This is a genomic window from Microbacterium sp. EYE_78 (genome assembly GCF_023149035.1).
Classification (GTDB): domain Bacteria; phylum Actinomycetota; class Actinomycetes; order Actinomycetales; family Microbacteriaceae; genus Microbacterium.
On the sequence record NZ_JAHXMY010000002.1, the window covers coordinates 896,644 to 912,603 of the forward strand.

Sequence of the window (15,960 nt, forward strand, 5' to 3'; positions counted from 1 at the left end):
ATGGCAGGTAACCCCCCGAAGCGGAAGGTCTCCCGCTCCAACACCCGTTCGCGTCGCGCGCAGTGGAAGGCCGAGGCCCCCACGCTCGTCAAGACCATCGAGAACGGCAAGGTCGTCTACAGCCGCCCGCACCAGGCGAAGGTCGTCACCGACTCGCAGGGCACCGAGCTGTTCCTCGAGTACAAGGGCCGCAAGGTCGCCGACATCTGATCGGCGCGTCGTGACCGACGCGGGGACCGAGCACGCGGTGCTCACCGATGAGCTCGGGGTCGACATCGACCCCGAGCTCCTTTCGCTTGCGCTCACCCACCGCTCGTACGCCTACGAGCACGGGGGGATCGCGCACAACGAACGCCTCGAGTTCCTCGGCGACTCCATCCTGGGCTTGGCGGTCACCGTGCACCTTTACCGCACGCATCCCGACCTCGACGAGGGCTCGCTCGCGAAGCGACGGGCCAGTGTCGTGTCGACCGTCGCGCTGGCGGAGGTGGCACGCAGCATCGGTCTCGGCGCGTACCTGCGGCTCGGCCGAGGCGAGGACCAGACCGGTGGTCGTGACAAGGATTCGATCCTCGCGGACACGACCGAGGCCCTGATCGGCGCGACCTACCTCTCGTCGGGCATCGACGAGGCGACCGCGCTCGTCCTGCGTCTGGTCTCTCCGCTGATGGCCGACCCCGAGCGCTACGGCGCGGCGATGGACCCCAAGACCGCACTGCAGGAGCTCGCCGCTCGGCAGGGTCTCACAGCGCCGTCGTACGCCGTCGAGGCCGACGGCCCTGATCATCACCGCACGTTCACGGCGACGGTCACGGTGGGAGCGGTGTCCCAGCAGGGCACCGGATCGAGCAAGAAGCAGGCCGAGATGGCAGCGGCGCTCTCGGTCTGGCGGCATCTGTCGTCGCAGTCTTGACGCACGCATGCCCGAACTCCCCGAAGTCGAAGTCGTGCGCGCCGGACTGGCGCCTGCGCTCACCGACGCGGTGATCGACGCGGTCACCGTCCACGATCCCCGCGCACTGACCCGCCACGTCGGAGATGCCGCGGGCTTCGAGGATCGGCTGACCCAGCGCACCGTAAGCGCCGTCGTCCGCCGTGGCAAATTCCTCTGGATGCCCCTCGACGGGGGGACCGACGCCGTGGTCGGCCACCTGGGCATGAGCGGACAGATGCTGCTGCGGGCGTCCGGAGCGCCGCCCGAACGACACGAGCGCATCCGTCTGGACATCCGGCATCCGACCCACGGCGACCTCGCCGTCGTCTTCGCCGACCAGCGGACCTTCGGTTCACTCGCCCTCGACAGCCTCGAGGCGACGCCCGACGGCGCGGCCGGAGGGTGGGGAAGCGCAGCGGCGACGGTACCGAGCCAGGTCGCACACATCGCGCGCGATCCGCTCGACCCCGCATTCGACGAGCGCGCGTTCCGGTCGTCGCTGGGCCGGACGCGTTCTGCGATCAAGCGGGTGCTGCTCGATCAGACGGTGGTGAGCGGCATCGGCAACATCTACGCCGACGAGGCGCTGTGGGCGTCGCGGCTGCACCCCGAGCGGCCGGCATCCGAACTGGCGTCCCGTGCAGTCGGCCGACTACTGGTGGAGGTGCGGGCGGTCCTGCAACGAGCCCTCGCCGAGGGCGGGACGAGTTTCGACGCGCAGTACGTGAACGTCAACGGTCAGGCCGGCTATTTCGCGCATTCCCTGCAGGCGTACGGGCGTACCGGCGCGCCCTGCTCCCGGTGCGGGACCCCGATCGTGCGGGTGAGCTTCACCAACCGCTCCAGTCACTACTGCCCGCGCTGTCAGCGTCGCTGAGTCCGGGCGGTCGGTGGGGTGGCCGCCCGGACCCGCGCGTCACGACAGGCCCTTCTTCCACGCTCCGATGTAGGCCCCCGGCTCGAACCCGAGACGCTCGTTGATGTCGAGCATCGGCCGGTTCTCCTCCGCGTTGAAGGTCAGGATGCGCGTCGACTCGGGCAGCATCTCGTGCCAGCGCAGGATGCCTGCACACTTGATGAGCTGCCCGAGCCGGTGCCCGCGGTGCTCCCGGAGGACGAGGGTGTCCATCTGCTGCGTCGTCGCCGTCTCATCGACGCCCGAGCAGAGCTCGTTGAAGGCGACGACGGCGCCGGTCGCCTCGTGGATCGCGGCCGTGACCAGGACGGTCTGGCCGCCTTCGACCATTCGCGCATCGTGTCGCGCGAGACGCTCGACGTCCCACGTCTCCTCATCGAAATCGAGACCCGCAGCGGGGGCGTCGGTCGACATGCGGCTCTTCGCCCACGCGAAGCTCTCCTGATAGGGCGTCGGCGTCGGGAGCGACCACTGCTCGACGCGGTACCCCTCCGCGTGCGCTCGGGCCTCGGCCGACAGCTGTCGCACACGCGGGAGGGATGCCTCGACGTCGAGCACGCTCTTTCGGTCGACCTGCTCGAGTGCGTACCCGTGGCGCAGGTAGAAGCGTGCCGGGCGGTCCTCGGGGATCTCGCCGAACCCGGTCGGCGCGGCCAGCCGCCGAATCCCGGATCCCGGCCGGGGCTCTGGATGCTCCGCCCAGGACTGCAGGATCCGGCGTCCCCGTGAGCGCGCCGCGGCCTGGATGGTCGAGTGGACGGCGCTGCCGATGCCCTGGCCCTGTACGCGTTCGAGGAGCTCGATGATCCAGTAGGCGACGATCGAACCCTCCTCCTGCGGCACGTCGAGGATCGCACGCCCGACGACGTGGCCGTCGACGACCACGATCCAGCTGAGCTTCTCGTTGTCGGGATCGGGTGCGAAGTGGGGGAGCAGCTGCTCCGGCGTGGCCGCTTCGTCATCGTTGTGACTGATTTCGCGATAGATCTCGTTGCGTACGGCGATCATCGCGATGAAGTCGGCAGCGTCCGCTGCGTCGAGTGATGCGGGGACGGTGAGGGGGCGCAGTTCGTGATGCAGCGCGGTCGGGGTGGTCATCAGCGATCCTCCGGGTGGGAATGGGGTGGAGCCGGGGACCGCGAGCAGTCGCGGTCCCCGGCGGGGTGATCATCGGCGAGGGGCCAGGAGCGCGCGGCGGCGCTCCCACTCCTGCTCGCGGGCATCGCGCTCGCACCGTGCGCGACGGCGGAGCTCGATCTCGGCGCGATCGGCTCGCGGCCGCGTGCTCCAGAGGAGGAGCGCGAGCGCCAGCCGCATGGCGAGCCGATCGAGGACGGTCTGACGCACCGGACGGTCCGTCGAGGCGGGATGCTGCAGCGCGGCGAGGACCGCCGAGGTGCGCTGCGGCGCGTGGAGCGTGGACATGAGTGTTTCTCGTCTCAGTGGATGGGACAGGGATGCCGCCGGAGGCAGCGGGGATCGTGCCGCAGCACGGAAGGTCGCGGATGCGCAGGAAGGCGCGGGACGGCGACGGGCTCGAGGAACGAGTCGGAGAACGTCGCTGGACCGTCAGAAGACGGAGTCCACCCCTGCGAAGATCAGAGGCCGGTGTGAACGAGCGAGTTCATACGGGTCACGAAGGAGCCGGTCCCCGCACCGCGGCGGAACGCGGAGAACGCTGCTCCGGGGGCGGTGATGATGTCGGTGATCATGTCGGGGACCTCCTTTCTCGACGTCGTGACGCGAGCACTGACAATAGACCCGCCGTGCGCGCGGCGTCAAGTGCGGTCGGCGCGTCGTCCGCTAGCGTGGGGTCGCGACATCGACCGGAGGACCTTCATGCACCTGAAGAGCGTGACGCTCAAGGGCTTCAAGTCCTTCGCGCAGCCGACGACCTTCGCCCTCGAGCCAGGAGTGACGTGCATCGTCGGTCCGAACGGCTCGGGGAAGTCGAACGTGGTCGATGCTCTCGCCTGGGTCATGGGGGAGCAGGGCGCCAAGACGCTGCGCGGCGGCAAGATGGAGGACGTCATCTTCGCCGGGACCTCGACCCGGGGCCCGCTCGGCCGCGCCGAGGTCCAGCTGACCATCGACAACGCCGACGGCGCGCTCCCGATCGACTACAGCGAAGTCACGATCAGCCGAACGCTGTTCCGGAACGGCGCGAGCGAGTACGCGATCAACGGACAGACCTGTCGGCTCCTCGACGTGCAGGAGCTCCTGAGCGACTCCGGCCTCGGGAGGGAGATGCACGTCATCGTCGGGCAGGGCCGCCTCGACGCCGTCCTGCAGGCGAGTCCGGATGATCGTCGCGGCTTCATCGAGGAGGCCGCCGGCATCCTCAAGCACCGTCGACGCAAGGAGAAGACGCTCCGGAAACTCGACGCGATGGAGGCGAACCTCACGCGCCTGAGCGACCTCGCCGGCGAACTGCGTCGACAGCTGAAGCCGCTGGGGAAGCAAGCCGAGATCGCGAGGGAGGCCGCGACGATCGCCGCCGTCGTACGGGATGCGAAGGCCCGGCTGTACGCGGATGAGCTCGCCCGCCTGCGCGCGGAGCTCTCCGCGCACGCGCGGACCGAACAGGAGCGGCACGCGGAGCGGATCGTCCTGCAGGACCGGGCGGATCAGGTGAGACACCGCATCGACGAACTCGAGAACGACCAGCGCGCCGAGGCCGTCGACCGCGCCCGCGCCGTCGCGTTCGAGCTCGAGCGGGTGCAGGAGCGCCTTCGCGGGTTGTATTCGCTCGCCGGACAGCGTCTCGCTCTTCTCGATGACGGGGACGAGCCGGCGGCGGTGACGACGGCGGTGACCCAGGCGGTCATCGACGAGGCGCGCGCCGAGATCGACGACATCGGTTCCGGGCTCGGCGCAGCCCAGGATGCGGCGGCGGCTGCCGCCCGCGAGGTCATCCGATCCCGAGCGGAACTCGATGCGCTGGACGCCGACATCGCCGCGCAGAGCGCCCTCGTCTCCGAGCACGACATGCGCCTGGCGGCGCTGCGCGGCGCCGCCGAAGCGGCGACGTCGAAGGCCGACGCCCTCCGGGCGGCCGTGGACCGGCAGCAGCGCGCGCTCGACGCCGCCGTTGCGCGGCGGACCGACGCGGAGGCCGCACTGGCCGCCGTCGCTCCCACCGAGGACGGCCCCGGGGAATCGAGCGCTCAGCACGCCGCGGAGTACGAACGAGCCCAGCGGGACGCGACCGACGCCGAGGGTGAGGTCGGTTCGATCCGCGAGCGTCTGCACGCGGCTGAGCGGGAGCGCGAGTCGCTGCTGGCGGAGACGGCGGCGCTCGGACGCGCGCTGGACATCCGCAATGCCGCTGCGGCCCTCGTCGAACGCGGCGCGGACGGTGTGCGCGGAATCGTCGGCGACAGCATCCGGGTGTCTCCGGGCTATGAGGCGGCGATCGCCGCCGCGCTGGGCGGACTGGCCGAGGGCGTCCTGGTCGACGATCTGGCAGCGGCCGAGAGCGTCGTCGACGCGGTCCGGGGCGACGATCTCGGCGTGATCGACATCGCCCTCGTGGAGGGCAGGGTCGCCTCGCCGTCGTCCGCATACGCGGGAACCGTGGCCGCGCTCGACGTCGTCGCGGGTCCTGACGGGATCCGATCGATCCTCGCCGCCGTCGCCGTCGCCGACGACCTGACGTCTGCGCACGCCGCTGCGCGCGAGGCATCCGAGCACGGCATGGGGCTCACGGTGGTGACGCGGCGCGGCGAGCACGTGACCGCGACGACCATCCGGGCAGGCTCCGGTCAGGCGAGGTCACGCCTCGAACTCGCGGCGGAGCGCGATGCCGCGGCGTCACGGCTGAGTGACGTCACCGTCGTCGCTGACTCCCTGCGCGAGGCGCTCACGGACGCGCAGGCGGCCTGGGATGCGGCGCGTCAGCGCACCCGCGACACGCTCACGGCGCTGCGCGAGCACGATTCGGCGCTTGCCGCCCACGCGGAACAGCACAACCGGGCGACGGTGCGCCTGGAAGCGGTGACTGCGGAATGCGAGCGGCTCGACGCCTCGCTGCGCCAGGCCGAGTCGGCTGCCGGAGACGCCGACGGCGCCGCCCGGTCGGCTGCGTCCGCGCTCGCAGCTGCGGAGGCGGCGCCCCGCCCGATCCTCGACGCGTCGGCTCGAGAGGGGCTCCTCGACGCCCTCGAGACCGCCCGGACGGCCGAGATGGGGTCGCGGCTCGACGTCGAAACACTTCGAGAACGGGTCCGCGCGGCGGAGGCACGCGTCGAGCAACTCGAACGTCAGCGCGAGCGCGAGCGCGCTGCAGCCGAACAGGCCGCGCGTCGCGCGGTCGTCCGACGAGCCCAACGAGCGGTCGCCGCCGATGTCGCCTCGGCGTTGCCGCCTCTGCTGGACTCGGTCGACCGGTCGATGGCGCAGGCGCGCGTCGAGTTGGAGCGGGCTGAGCAGGTGCGGACGGCGCTCACGGCGGAACTCGCCGAGCTCCGCCAACAGGACGCCACCGTGCGCGAGCGCCTCGGACGACTCACCGAGTCGGTGCACGGGATCGAACTGCAGATGCACGAGAAGCGATTGCATGTCACGAGCCTGATCGATCGTGTCGGCTCCGAGCTGAGCTTGAGCGAGGATATTCTCCTTGCGGAATACGGCCCGGATGTCGAGGAGAGCGACGGTGGTGCGACGTCGGGGTTCGATCGCCCCGCGCAGCGCAGGCGTCTGGAGGATGCAGAGCGCAAGCTCGCACAGCTGGGGCGAGTGAACCCGCTCGCGCTCGAGGAGTTCGCGGCGCTGGAGCAGCGGCACGCATTCCTGACCGAGCAGCTGGACGACCTCGTGCAGACCCGCAAGGACCTGCTCACGATCATCGAAGAGCTCGACGAACGGATGCAGACCATCTTCGTCGCGGCGTTCGAGGACACGCGGCAGGCGTTCGGCGAGGTCTTCCCCATCCTGTTCCCCGGCGGCACCGGCAGCATCTCGCTCACCGACCCGGACAACCCCCTGACGACGGGGATCGAGGTGTCCGTGCGACCGGTGGGAAAGAAGATCGAACGGCTCTCGCTGCTCTCCGGAGGTGAGCGCTCGCTCGCAGCGGTCGCGTTGCTGACGGCGATCTTCAAGGCGCGGCCGAGCCCGTTCTACATCCTCGACGAGGTCGAAGCGGCGCTCGATGACGCGAACCTCGGCCGGCTGCTGGGCGTCTTCGAGCAGTTGCGTGAGTCGAGTCAGCTCATCGTGATCACCCATCAGAAGCGGACGATGGAGATCGCGGACGCGCTCTACGGCGTATCGATGCGCCAGGACGGCGTGTCGGCGGTCGTCGGCCAGCGCGTGCGCGAGACCGCCGCGGTCTGACCCGCGAACCTGTAGCGTCAGTCGTCGGGAACGGGGGAGAGGAACGCGATGATCGTTTCTGGTGGACGGCGCGCGGCGCTCGCGACGGCGGTTGCGGCTGTGCTGGTCTTCGCGCCGATGATGGGATCTGCGGCCGTCGCTGCGCCGACGATGGAACGAACGCAGACGCACGCATCCGTGGTGCAGAAGAAGCCGGTGGTGAAGACCTTCAAGAACTGCACGGAGTTGAACAAGGTGCACAGAGGCAGTGTCGCCAAAGCGGGCGTCACCGGGAACATGGTGAAGGGCAAGAAGAAGCCGTTCACCGTGAAGCCGACGGTGTCGACACCGCTGTACAAGGCGAACCAGAAGATGGACCGCGATAAGGACGGGATCGCCTGCGAGAAGGGCTGACCCCGGCGCACTAGCCTGGGAAGCATGGCGGAGAGCTCTTGGTCCCTCGGTCGCGCCCTGCGCGGCATGTTCGTGAAGCCCACGATCGACGACAGCACCTGGGACGACCTCGAGACCGCGCTCTTGACGGCCGACTTCGGGCCGGACATCACCGAGCGGATCATCGACGAACTGCGGGAGAAGGTCGACCGATACCGGACCACCGACCCGAAGGACCTGCAGCGGATGCTGCGCGAGACGCTCGAGGAGCACTTCGCGGCGTTCGACACGACGCTCCGGCTCACCGAGCGTCCGGCGGTCGTACTCGTCGTCGGCGTCAACGGTGTGGGCAAGACGACGACGATCGGGAAGTTCGCCCACTACCTGCGGCGCTTCGGCCGGACCGTCGTCGTCGGCGCGGCTGACACCTTCCGGGCGGCCGCCGTCGATCAGCTGGCCACCTGGGCAGAGCGCGGAGGCGCGTCGATCGTGCGGCCACAGCACGAGGGACAGGATCCGGCATCCGTCGCCTTCCAGACGATCGACCACGCGATCCGTACCGGGACGGAGATCGTCCTCGTCGACACTGCAGGCCGGCTGCACACGAAGAACGGTCTGATGGACGAGCTCACGAAGATCCGGCGCGTCGTGGAGAAGCAAGCGCCCATCAGTGAAGTCCTCCTCGTTCTGGATGCCACCACCGGCCAGAACGGTGTGATGCAGGCCGAGGCGTTCCTGCAGCACGCCGGTGTGACCGGCCTCGTGCTCACGAAACTCGACGGGTCCGCGCGCGGTGGTTTCGTCCTCGCCGTGCAGGAGCGCACCGGCATCCCCGTCAAGCTGCTCGGGCAGGGTGAGGGGATCGGCGACCTGACCGGCTTCACCCCCCACGTCTTCGCGTCGGCGCTGGTCGATTGACGCTGCGGCTCGCGCTCGGACCGCAACGCTGGTTTCATTGACCCATGGCGATCGAGCACGACTATTTCGGACTCCTCGAGTCCGGACCCGACGGGTCGATCTTCTGGTCCGAGGTCGTCGACTTCGGTGACCAGCGCGTGACGGTCGATCTGACCGCGCCCGATCAGGACGACGTCTCGATCGATGCCCTGGACGTCGCCGCCGCCATGATCGCGGCCCTGGAGGCGATCGATCTCCGAGCCCGGAACGCGATGGTGTCCGAACTCGACGATAGAACGAGCGAGGTGACGGAGTTCATCCTCCAACAGCAGGAGATGCTGGGGGAGGATCTCGAGGACCTCCTGGTCGACGTCTCGGGGGACACCCACATGGACGTCATCCGCTCACTGCAGCTCATGAGCATGACGATCCTCGCGGACGAGCACGGCGGGAAGGATCCGTTCGCCGTGCTCGAGTACGCCCTCGACCCGGACTCCACCGATGACGTGCTGCTCGTGAACCTCGACGTCGCCGGTGCCGTGCAGTCGGTGACGAGCGCCGACTGACACCTCAGCCCGCCTGCGCGTGGGCCCAGTCGAGTGCCTGCGCGAGATCGCTCAGGTCGCGGTACCACGTCCGGACCTCGGTGCGGCAGCGCACCCGCTCGACGCGCGTGTCGTGCTCCGAGCACTCCGCCATCGCTTCGGAGTCCGTGGGCGGATAGAGCGCGGTTCCGTCGTAGTACTGGATCTCGAACCCGTTCGCCGCGTCGCCCGTCACCGACACGATCGTGTCGTCCGGCGGGGGCACGGTGTCCGCTCCGTGACTCGCCGCCGGAAGGAGCAGGGAGAGCAGGACTGCTGTTCCGACCGCAGCAGCGGCGGTGATCGATGTGCGCAAGGGGGACCTCCTCGGTCCGTCGGGACCGTCCCGACACCCCGACCGTAGGAGCGTGCGGTACCCCTCGACCGAGCCCACCGAGCCCCGGAGGAGGGGCGGTGGGCGCCCGCCGATGTGGAGGAGTCCTCAGACCGCCTGGGCGAACCCCGAGGTCTGCGCCTCACGGGCGAGGTGGGCGAGCGAGTCGGGGATCGTCCTCCCCTTCGAGACCATGGAGGCCGCCCACAGCCGGCCGGCTCGATACGACGAACGCACGAGCGGGCCGGCGAGGACGCCGAGGAACCCGATCGATTCCGCGAGCGCCTTCAGCTCGACGAATTCCTGGGGTGCCACCCACCTGGCCACCGGCAGGTGTCGGGGGCTGGGCCGCAGGTACTGCGTGAGCGTTATGATGTCGGTGCCCGCATCGTGGAGGTCGCGGAGGGCCTGTTCCACTTCGCCGATCTCCTCGCCCATGCCGAGGATGAGGTTGGACTTGGTGATGAGACCCGCATCCCGCGCTCGCGTGAGCACACCGAGCGAGCGCTCGTAGCGGAAGGCCGGGCGGATCCGCTTGAAGATCCTCGGAACGGTCTCGACGTTGTGCGCGAACACCTCGGGACGGGAGGCGAAGACCTCGTCGAGCAGCGCGGGGTCGCCGTTGAAATCGGTCGCGAGGAGCTCGACGCCGGTCCCCGGGTTGTCGGCATGGATCCGCCGCACGGTCTCGGCGTTCAACCAGGCGCCGCCATCGGCGAGGTCGTCCCGCGCGACGCACGTGACCGTGGCGTACCGCAGCCGCATCCGTCGGACGCTGTCGGCGACGCGTCGCGGCTCGTCGGTGTCGTACGCGGCGGGGCGGCCAGTGTCGATCTGGCAGAAGTCGCACCGCCGCGTGCACTGCGAGCCGCCGATCAGGAACGTCGCCTCTCGGTCCTCCCAGCACTCGAAGATGTTGGGACAGCCGGCCTCCTGACAGACCGTGTGCAGACCCTCGTGCTTCACGAGACCCTGCAGCTCCCGGTACTCCGGCCCCATCCTCGCCTTGGTCCGGATCCATTCCGGCTTCCGTTCGATCGGGGTCTGCGCGTTGCGCACCTCGAGACGGAGGAGCTTGCGACCGCTCGGCGCTGCAGCGTTCGCGCCTGCGTGCGCCGGCGACCCGCACGCGCTCACGCGACGGCCTCCGCCGAGAAGGCGTGCGTGAACGCGGCAGCCACCGTCTCCACGACGTCAGCGGGGGAGACGTCGTCGCCTCGTACCTCGCTCATGGTCGTGACCCCGGCATCCGATATCCCGCAGGGGATGATCTGCGAGAACGGGGCGAGGGAGTTGTCGCAGTTCAGTGCGAAACCGTGCATGGTGACGCCTCGCTGCACGCGGACGCCGATCGCGGCGATCTTGTCCTCCGAGAGCGGCCGACGGATCCAGACACCGCTGCGACCGTCGACACGCACACCGGTGACGTCCCACGCGCGCAGGACATCGATGAGGATGCCCTCCAGTCGACGGACGTACGCCACGACGTCGACCGGCTCGCCCAAACGGACGATGGGGTAGCCCACCAGCTGTCCGGGGCCGTGCCAGGTGATCTTCCCGCCTCTGTCCACGTCGATGACCGGTGTCCCGTCCGTCGGGCGCTCGTGACGCGCCGTGCGCGCGCCGGCAGTGAAGACGGGCGCGTGTTCCATGAGCAGCAGGGTGTCCCCTCGGGAACCGTCCAGGACGTCTGCGTGGACGGCGCGCTGCCGGGCCCAGGCCTCCGGGTACGGGATGAGACGAGGCGACAGCCCCATCGTCTGCACGTCGAGCACGCTGTCTCCTCGCTTCGAGTTTCTGAACCGAGTACAACAATACGACCTCAGTACAGTGTTCGCATGTCATCAGGCAGGCCCCGGTCCTCGTCGCGCTCTGCGCTGTCCGAGGCGGCGTGCGAGCTGTTCCTCGAGCGGGGGTTCGATGCGACCTCGATCGGCGACATCGCCGCCCGCGCGGGGGTGAGCCGGTCGAGCTTCTTCAACTACTTCGACTCGAAGGACGCGATCCTCTGGTCCGCGCTGGACGATCGAATCGCCGAGTTGCCCGCAGCGATGGCGGCGCGCGGCACCGCGGCGGCCCTGCGCGGGCTCGGAACGGGGTTCCGGCCCGACAGCCTCGCCCTCGCCCTCATGCACGCCGATGCGATGGGACTCCGCGCCGACCTCGAGCGTGCCGCGGCCTGGCGGCAGGCGCGCATCGCACGTGCGGTGGCGGACGCACTGATCGCCGCCGGGTCGGGTGCCGTCGCCGCCGCGGTGGCCGGCGGCGCCCACGCCGCAGCGGTGCTGACGTCGATCGAGCGCTGGGCCCTGGCCGGGCCGGGACGGACGCCGCTGTCGGACGAGCTGGAGACGGCGCTGACGATCGCCTCCGTCACCCTGCCCTGAGGGGCCCGAGCACCGACCGTCGCTCGTCTAAACTCGGAGCATCATGGCTACCTTCGGCACGCTCTCCGATCGTCTCACCGAGACCTTCCGCAACCTCAGGACCAAGGGCAAGCTCACGCCCGCGGACATCGACGGGACGGTCCGCGAGATCCGACGCGCCCTGCTCGACGCGGACGTCGCGCTGCAGGTCGTCAAGGAGTTCACCGGCAGGATCCGCGAGCGTGCGCTCGGCGACGAGGTGAACCGTGCGCTCAACCCCGCCCAGCAGGTCGTGCAGATCGTGAACGAGGAACTCGTGGCGATCCTCGGCGGACAGCAGCGTCGCCTGCAGTTCGCCAAGCAGCCACCGACGGTCATCATGTTGGCCGGGCTGCAGGGCTCGGGGAAGACCACCTTCGCCGGCAAGCTCGCCAAGCAGCTCGAGAAGGAGGGGCACACCCCGCTCCTGGTCGCCTGCGACCTCCAGCGACCGAACGCAGTGAACCAGCTCACCGTCGTCGCCGAGCGGGCGGGCGCCGCCATCTACGCGCCCGAGCCGGGCAACGGCGTCGGCGATCCCGTCAGGGTCGCTCGGGACGGCGTCGAGTACGCCCGCCGTCAGCAGCACGACACCGTCATCATCGACACGGCGGGGCGTCTGGGTGTCGACGCCGAGCTCATGAAGCAGGCGGGGAACATCCGGAAGGTCACCGACCCGGACGAGGTGCTGTTCGTCATCGACGCGATGATCGGTCAGGATGCCGTGAACACCGCCAAGGCGTTCCAGGACGGCGTGGACTTCACGGGTGTCGTGCTGTCGAAGCTGGACGGCGACGCGCGCGGTGGAGCGGCGCTGTCGGTCGCGTCGGTGACCGGCCGCCCGATCATCTACGCGTCGACCGGTGAAGGCCTCGACGACCTCGAGGCTTTCCATCCCGACCGCATGGCGAGCCGGATCCTCGACCTCGGCGACATCCTCACCCTCATCGAGCAGGCTCAGCAGGCCTTCGACGAGGAAGAAGCGCAGCGTGTCGCCGAGAAGCTCGCGAACGAGCAGTTCACGCTGGAGGACTTCCTGGAGCAGCTCCAGCAGGTCCGCAAGATGGGCTCGATGAAGAAGATGCTGGGGATGCTGCCCGGCATGGGACAGATGAAGCAGCAGATCGAGAACTTCGATGAGCGCGAGATCGACCGGACGGAAGCGATCATCCGCTCGATGACGCCGGTCGAGCGACGGAACCCGAAGGTGCTCAACGGCTCACGCCGCCTCCGCATCGCGCGGGGATCCGGGATGACCGTCACCGATGTGAACCAACTCGTGCAGCGCTTCGATCAGGCCGCGAAGATGATGAAGACGGTCGCGCGCGGCGGTGTGCCCAGCGTCCCCGGCATGGGACCGATGGGCGGCAAGCCGGGAGCGTCGAGCAAACGCGGCAAGAAGCAGAAGAGCAGCGGGGGCTCCCGCTCGGGCAACCCCGCGAAGCGCGCGGCGGAGAACGCCGGTCTCGCGGCGTCGCCTGCGGCGCCGACCGGATCGGGCTTCGGTCTGGGGGCGGCTCCTCAGCCCACGGAGCAGGACCTGGCGGAGATCCAGAAGCTCTTCGGGAAGGGCTGATCCTCAGCCGACCGAGACGACCTCGCGCAGTGAGGGGCCGCCGCGGAATTCGCTGATCAGGTGGTGGACGACTGCGCGGAGGTCGCCGTCCGCCGCGTCGGCGACACGGATCTGCCGTGCATAGCTGGCGCCCTGGTCGAGGATCGACGTGACTCCCGCGAACTCCTTCGCGCAGTGGAGTTCGGCGGCGAGCGGTGCGAGGTCCTCGACGATCTCCCTGAGGTGCTCGGACACCAGCCGTTCACCACCGTCGCGGTCGACGATGACCTTGGCATCGAGGCCGTACCTGGCAGCGCGCCACTTGTTCTCGCGGACGAACCACGGCTGAATGGTCGGAAGGGTCCGGCCGTCGTCGAGCATCCGGGAGAAGTGCTCGGCGAGGACCTGGACCAACGCCGCGACGGCTGCGAGTTCCGGGAGGGTGGACATGCCGTCGCACGCCCGGATCTCGATCGTGCCCCACCGCGGCGCGGGACGGATGTCCCATCGGACCTCTGTCGCGTCCTCCATGACGCCGGTGCGCACCATGTCTTCGAGGTACCCCTCGTACTCGGCCCACGACTCGAGCGGCCACGGCAGACCGGCGGTGGGAAGCTGCTGGAAGACGAGTGATCGGTTCGAGGCGTAGCCGGTCCGATCGCCGGCCCAGTACGGGCTCGACGCCGACAGCGCCTGCAGGTGGGGGAGATACGCCGAGAGGGCGTTGATCATGGGGAACACCTTGCGGACGTCCTCGACGCCGACGTGGACATGGATGCCCCAGATCATCATGTTGCGACCCCACCACTGGGTCCGCTCGATGAGCTTGTGATAGCGGGTCTTGTCGGTGACCTGCTGGTCGTACCAGCGCGCGAACGGGTGGCTCCCCGCGCAGAGCAGTTCGATGTCCTGGGGATCCGTGACGGTCCGGATCAGGTCGATGGCGTCGCCGATGTCGTCGACGGCGGCTGCGACGGTGTCGCCCACTCCGCTCGTGACCTCGATCGTGTTCGTCAGCAGCTCGCCCGTGACGGTGTGGCGCTCGTGACGGGTCTGCTCCTCGATCTGATCCAGGATCTCGGGGGCGCGCGGGACCAGGTCGCCGGTTGCCCTGTCCGCGAGCATGATCTCCCACTCGATTCCGACCGTCGAGCGGGCGGATGTCGCGAAGGTCACCGTCATGCGCCCAGTGTGACACGGCGGTTCGGCGGTTCGCGGCATCCCCCGTCATCTGGCAGAATGGACGGTTGGACCGCCTTGCTCGACCCTCTATCCGGCTCGGAGGTCCACCCAGAGCTCCCGCCGGGTGTGCACCCCACGCTCCAGGCGACGTTCATCACCATTCACAACACCATTCAGGAGAATTGTGGCTGTCAAGATCCGTCTCAAGCGTCTCGGCAAGATCCGTGCGCCCTACTACCGCATCGTCGTCGCCGACTCGCGCACCAAGCGCGACGGTCGCGTCATCGAGGAGATCGGCAAGTACCACCCGACCGAGGAGCCCTCGTTCATCGAGGTCGACTCGGAGCGCGCGCAGTACTGGCTCTCCGTCGGCGCGCAGCCGACCGAGCAGGTCGCGGCGATCCTCAAGCTCACGGGCGACTGGGGCAAGTTCAAGGGCGACAAGGACGCCGTGTCGACCGTGAAGACCGCGGCCGCCAAGGAGGAGTTCGTCGCCGACTCGTCCAAGAAGTCCGTCATCAAGCCCAAGGCCGAGAAGAAGGCCGACGCGCCCGCCGCCGAGGCCGACACGGCCGAGTCGACCGACTCGGAGTAATCCGTTGCTTGCCGCTGCGCTCGAGCACATCGTCAAGGGGATCGTGGATCACCCGGACGACGTGGACATCCGCTCCAGCACCTCGCCGCGAGGCGACGTCCTGGAGGTCCGCGTGCACCCCGACGACCGGGGTCGCGTGATCGGGCGCGGCGGACGCACGGCCAAAGCCCTGCGGACCCTCGTCTCGGCACTCGCCGACGGCAAGCGCGTCCGCGTCGACGTCGCGGACGACTGACCGTGGCCTCGACAGGATCCGCCCGCACGCAGCTTCGCGTCGGGCGTCTCGTCAAGGCGCACGGCCTCAAGGGTGCGCTGAAGGTCGAGCTGTACACCGACGACCCGGACGGGCGATTCGTCCCCGGTGCCGTCTTCACCCTGCAGGTCCCCGAGTCCTCTCCCTGGCACGGGAAGAACGTCACGGTGCGCGAGTTCAAATGGATGAACTCGCATCCGGTGGTCTTCCTCGACGGGATCGAGGACCGCACCGCGGCCGAGTCCATCGTCCGTGCCATCCTCTGGGTCGACCAGGACGCGTCCGCTGTCGTCACCGAAGAGGATGCCTGGTACGACCACCAGCTCGTGGGACTCGACGTCGTGCGCGACGGCGACGTCATCGGCCGGGTCGCCCGTGTCGACCACTTCCCGGCCCAGGATCTGCTCGCCGTGACGCTGGCTGACGGCCGAGACGTGCTCGTGCCGTTCGTGAAAGCGATCGTTCCGGAGGTCGACATGGCGTCGGGTCGAGTGATCGTCACACCGCCGGCGGGCCTTTTCGAGGACCTGCCTGGCGATGAGCAGCCCGCTGAGTCGGTCGACGCCGTTCGCGACGAGGCCGACGACGAGGCCTGA

18 protein-coding genes are annotated in these 15,960 nt (G+C 69.2%); 12 read left to right on the forward strand and 6 right to left on the reverse strand.

The window, feature by feature from the left end:
- Genes rpmF through mutM form a run of 3 tightly spaced genes read left to right on the forward strand, consistent with a single transcriptional unit; the run spans position 1 to position 1,811 of the window.
- Positions 1-210, forward strand: coding sequence for a 50S ribosomal protein L32 (gene rpmF, locus KZX17_RS11420; protein ID WP_018188062.1), 210 nt, complete (start codon positions 1-3; stop codon positions 208-210).
- 10 nt (positions 211-220) lie between these two features.
- A complete protein-coding gene (rnc, locus tag KZX17_RS11425) occupies positions 221-913 on the forward strand; it encodes a ribonuclease III (RefSeq protein WP_248173503.1) in 693 nt (230 codons plus the stop codon).
- 7 nt (positions 914-920) lie between these two features.
- A complete protein-coding gene (gene mutM / locus KZX17_RS11430; protein ID WP_248173507.1) occupies positions 921-1,811 on the forward strand; it encodes a bifunctional DNA-formamidopyrimidine glycosylase/DNA-(apurinic or apyrimidinic site) lyase in 891 nt (296 codons plus the stop codon).
- 39 nt (positions 1,812-1,850) lie between these two features.
- Here mutM and KZX17_RS11435 read toward each other — a convergent pair whose 3' ends face one another.
- Complete coding sequence (locus KZX17_RS11435) at positions 1,851-2,948, reverse strand: GNAT family N-acetyltransferase (protein WP_248173512.1); 1,098 nt, start codon at positions 2,946-2,948, stop codon at positions 1,851-1,853.
- A 69-nt stretch (positions 2,949-3,017) separates the two neighbouring features.
- Positions 3,018-3,275: a hypothetical protein gene (locus tag KZX17_RS11440; protein ID WP_248173515.1), complete on the reverse strand. Its 258-nt coding sequence runs from the start codon at positions 3,273-3,275 to the stop codon at positions 3,018-3,020.
- A gap of 414 nt (positions 3,276-3,689) precedes the next feature.
- Between KZX17_RS11440 and smc the strand changes: the two genes are divergently transcribed.
- The 4 genes from smc to KZX17_RS11460 are packed head-to-tail and all read left to right on the forward strand — an operon-like array spanning position 3,690 to position 9,022.
- Positions 3,690-7,187: a chromosome segregation protein SMC gene (smc, locus tag KZX17_RS11445; RefSeq protein WP_248173518.1), complete on the forward strand. Its 3,498-nt coding sequence runs from the start codon at positions 3,690-3,692 to the stop codon at positions 7,185-7,187.
- A 48-nt stretch (positions 7,188-7,235) separates the two neighbouring features.
- Entirely contained in the window at positions 7,236-7,580 is a 345-nt protein-coding gene (locus tag KZX17_RS11450; protein ID WP_248173521.1) for an excalibur calcium-binding domain-containing protein, read from the forward strand.
- A gap of 24 nt (positions 7,581-7,604) precedes the next feature.
- Positions 7,605-8,477, forward strand: coding sequence for a signal recognition particle-docking protein FtsY (gene ftsY, locus KZX17_RS11455; RefSeq protein WP_248173524.1), 873 nt, complete (start codon positions 7,605-7,607; stop codon positions 8,475-8,477).
- 44 nt (positions 8,478-8,521) lie between these two features.
- Positions 8,522-9,022 carry a DUF2004 domain-containing protein gene (locus KZX17_RS11460; protein WP_248173527.1) on the forward strand — a complete coding sequence of 167 codons (501 nt, stop codon included), beginning with the start codon at positions 8,522-8,524 and terminating at the stop codon, positions 9,020-9,022.
- Between the two features lie 4 nt (positions 9,023-9,026).
- Here the strand turns inward: KZX17_RS11460 and KZX17_RS11465 are convergent, their stop codons facing one another.
- From KZX17_RS11465 to lipB, 3 genes are all read right to left on the reverse strand, one after another.
- Entirely contained in the window at positions 9,027-9,356 is a 330-nt protein-coding gene (locus tag KZX17_RS11465; protein ID WP_248173530.1) for a hypothetical protein, read from the reverse strand.
- 126 nt (positions 9,357-9,482) lie between these two features.
- Positions 9,483-10,511: a lipoyl synthase gene (lipA, locus tag KZX17_RS11470; protein WP_248173533.1), complete on the reverse strand. Its 1,029-nt coding sequence runs from the start codon at positions 10,509-10,511 to the stop codon at positions 9,483-9,485.
- Positions 10,508-11,149 (reverse strand): lipoyl(octanoyl) transferase LipB, encoded by a 642-nt coding sequence (gene lipB, locus KZX17_RS11475; protein WP_248173536.1) that lies wholly within the window; start codon positions 11,147-11,149, stop codon positions 10,508-10,510. The genes lipA and lipB overlap by 4 nt, the downstream gene beginning before the upstream one ends.
- A 63-nt stretch (positions 11,150-11,212) precedes the next feature.
- On the opposite strand from lipB, the gene KZX17_RS11480 reads away from it, so the two are divergent.
- Complete coding sequence (locus tag KZX17_RS11480; protein WP_248173539.1) at positions 11,213-11,761, forward strand: helix-turn-helix domain-containing protein; 549 nt, start codon at positions 11,213-11,215, stop codon at positions 11,759-11,761.
- A 43-nt stretch (positions 11,762-11,804) separates the two neighbouring features.
- Positions 11,805-13,355, forward strand: coding sequence for a signal recognition particle protein (gene ffh / locus KZX17_RS11485; protein ID WP_248173541.1), 1,551 nt, complete (start codon positions 11,805-11,807; stop codon positions 13,353-13,355).
- 3 nt (positions 13,356-13,358) lie between these two features.
- Here ffh and KZX17_RS11490 read toward each other — a convergent pair whose 3' ends face one another.
- Entirely contained in the window at positions 13,359-14,516 is a 1,158-nt protein-coding gene (locus tag KZX17_RS11490; RefSeq protein ID WP_248173544.1) for a glutamate--cysteine ligase, read from the reverse strand.
- A 184-nt stretch (positions 14,517-14,700) separates the two neighbouring features.
- Here KZX17_RS11490 and rpsP point away from each other — a divergent pair, with 184 nt between their 5' ends.
- Genes rpsP through rimM form a run of 3 tightly spaced genes read left to right on the forward strand, consistent with a single transcriptional unit; the run spans position 14,701 to position 15,960 of the window.
- The gene (gene rpsP, locus KZX17_RS11495) at positions 14,701-15,111 is read left to right on the forward strand and encodes a 30S ribosomal protein S16 (RefSeq protein WP_248173546.1); all 411 of its coding nucleotides are present in this window, start codon (positions 14,701-14,703) and stop codon (positions 15,109-15,111) included.
- Between the two features lie 4 nt (positions 15,112-15,115).
- Positions 15,116-15,346: an RNA-binding protein gene (locus KZX17_RS11500; RefSeq protein ID WP_248173549.1), complete on the forward strand. Its 231-nt coding sequence runs from the start codon at positions 15,116-15,118 to the stop codon at positions 15,344-15,346.
- A gap of 2 nt (positions 15,347-15,348) precedes the next feature.
- Complete coding sequence (gene rimM, locus KZX17_RS11505; RefSeq protein WP_248173552.1) at positions 15,349-15,960, forward strand: ribosome maturation factor RimM; 612 nt, start codon at positions 15,349-15,351, stop codon at positions 15,958-15,960.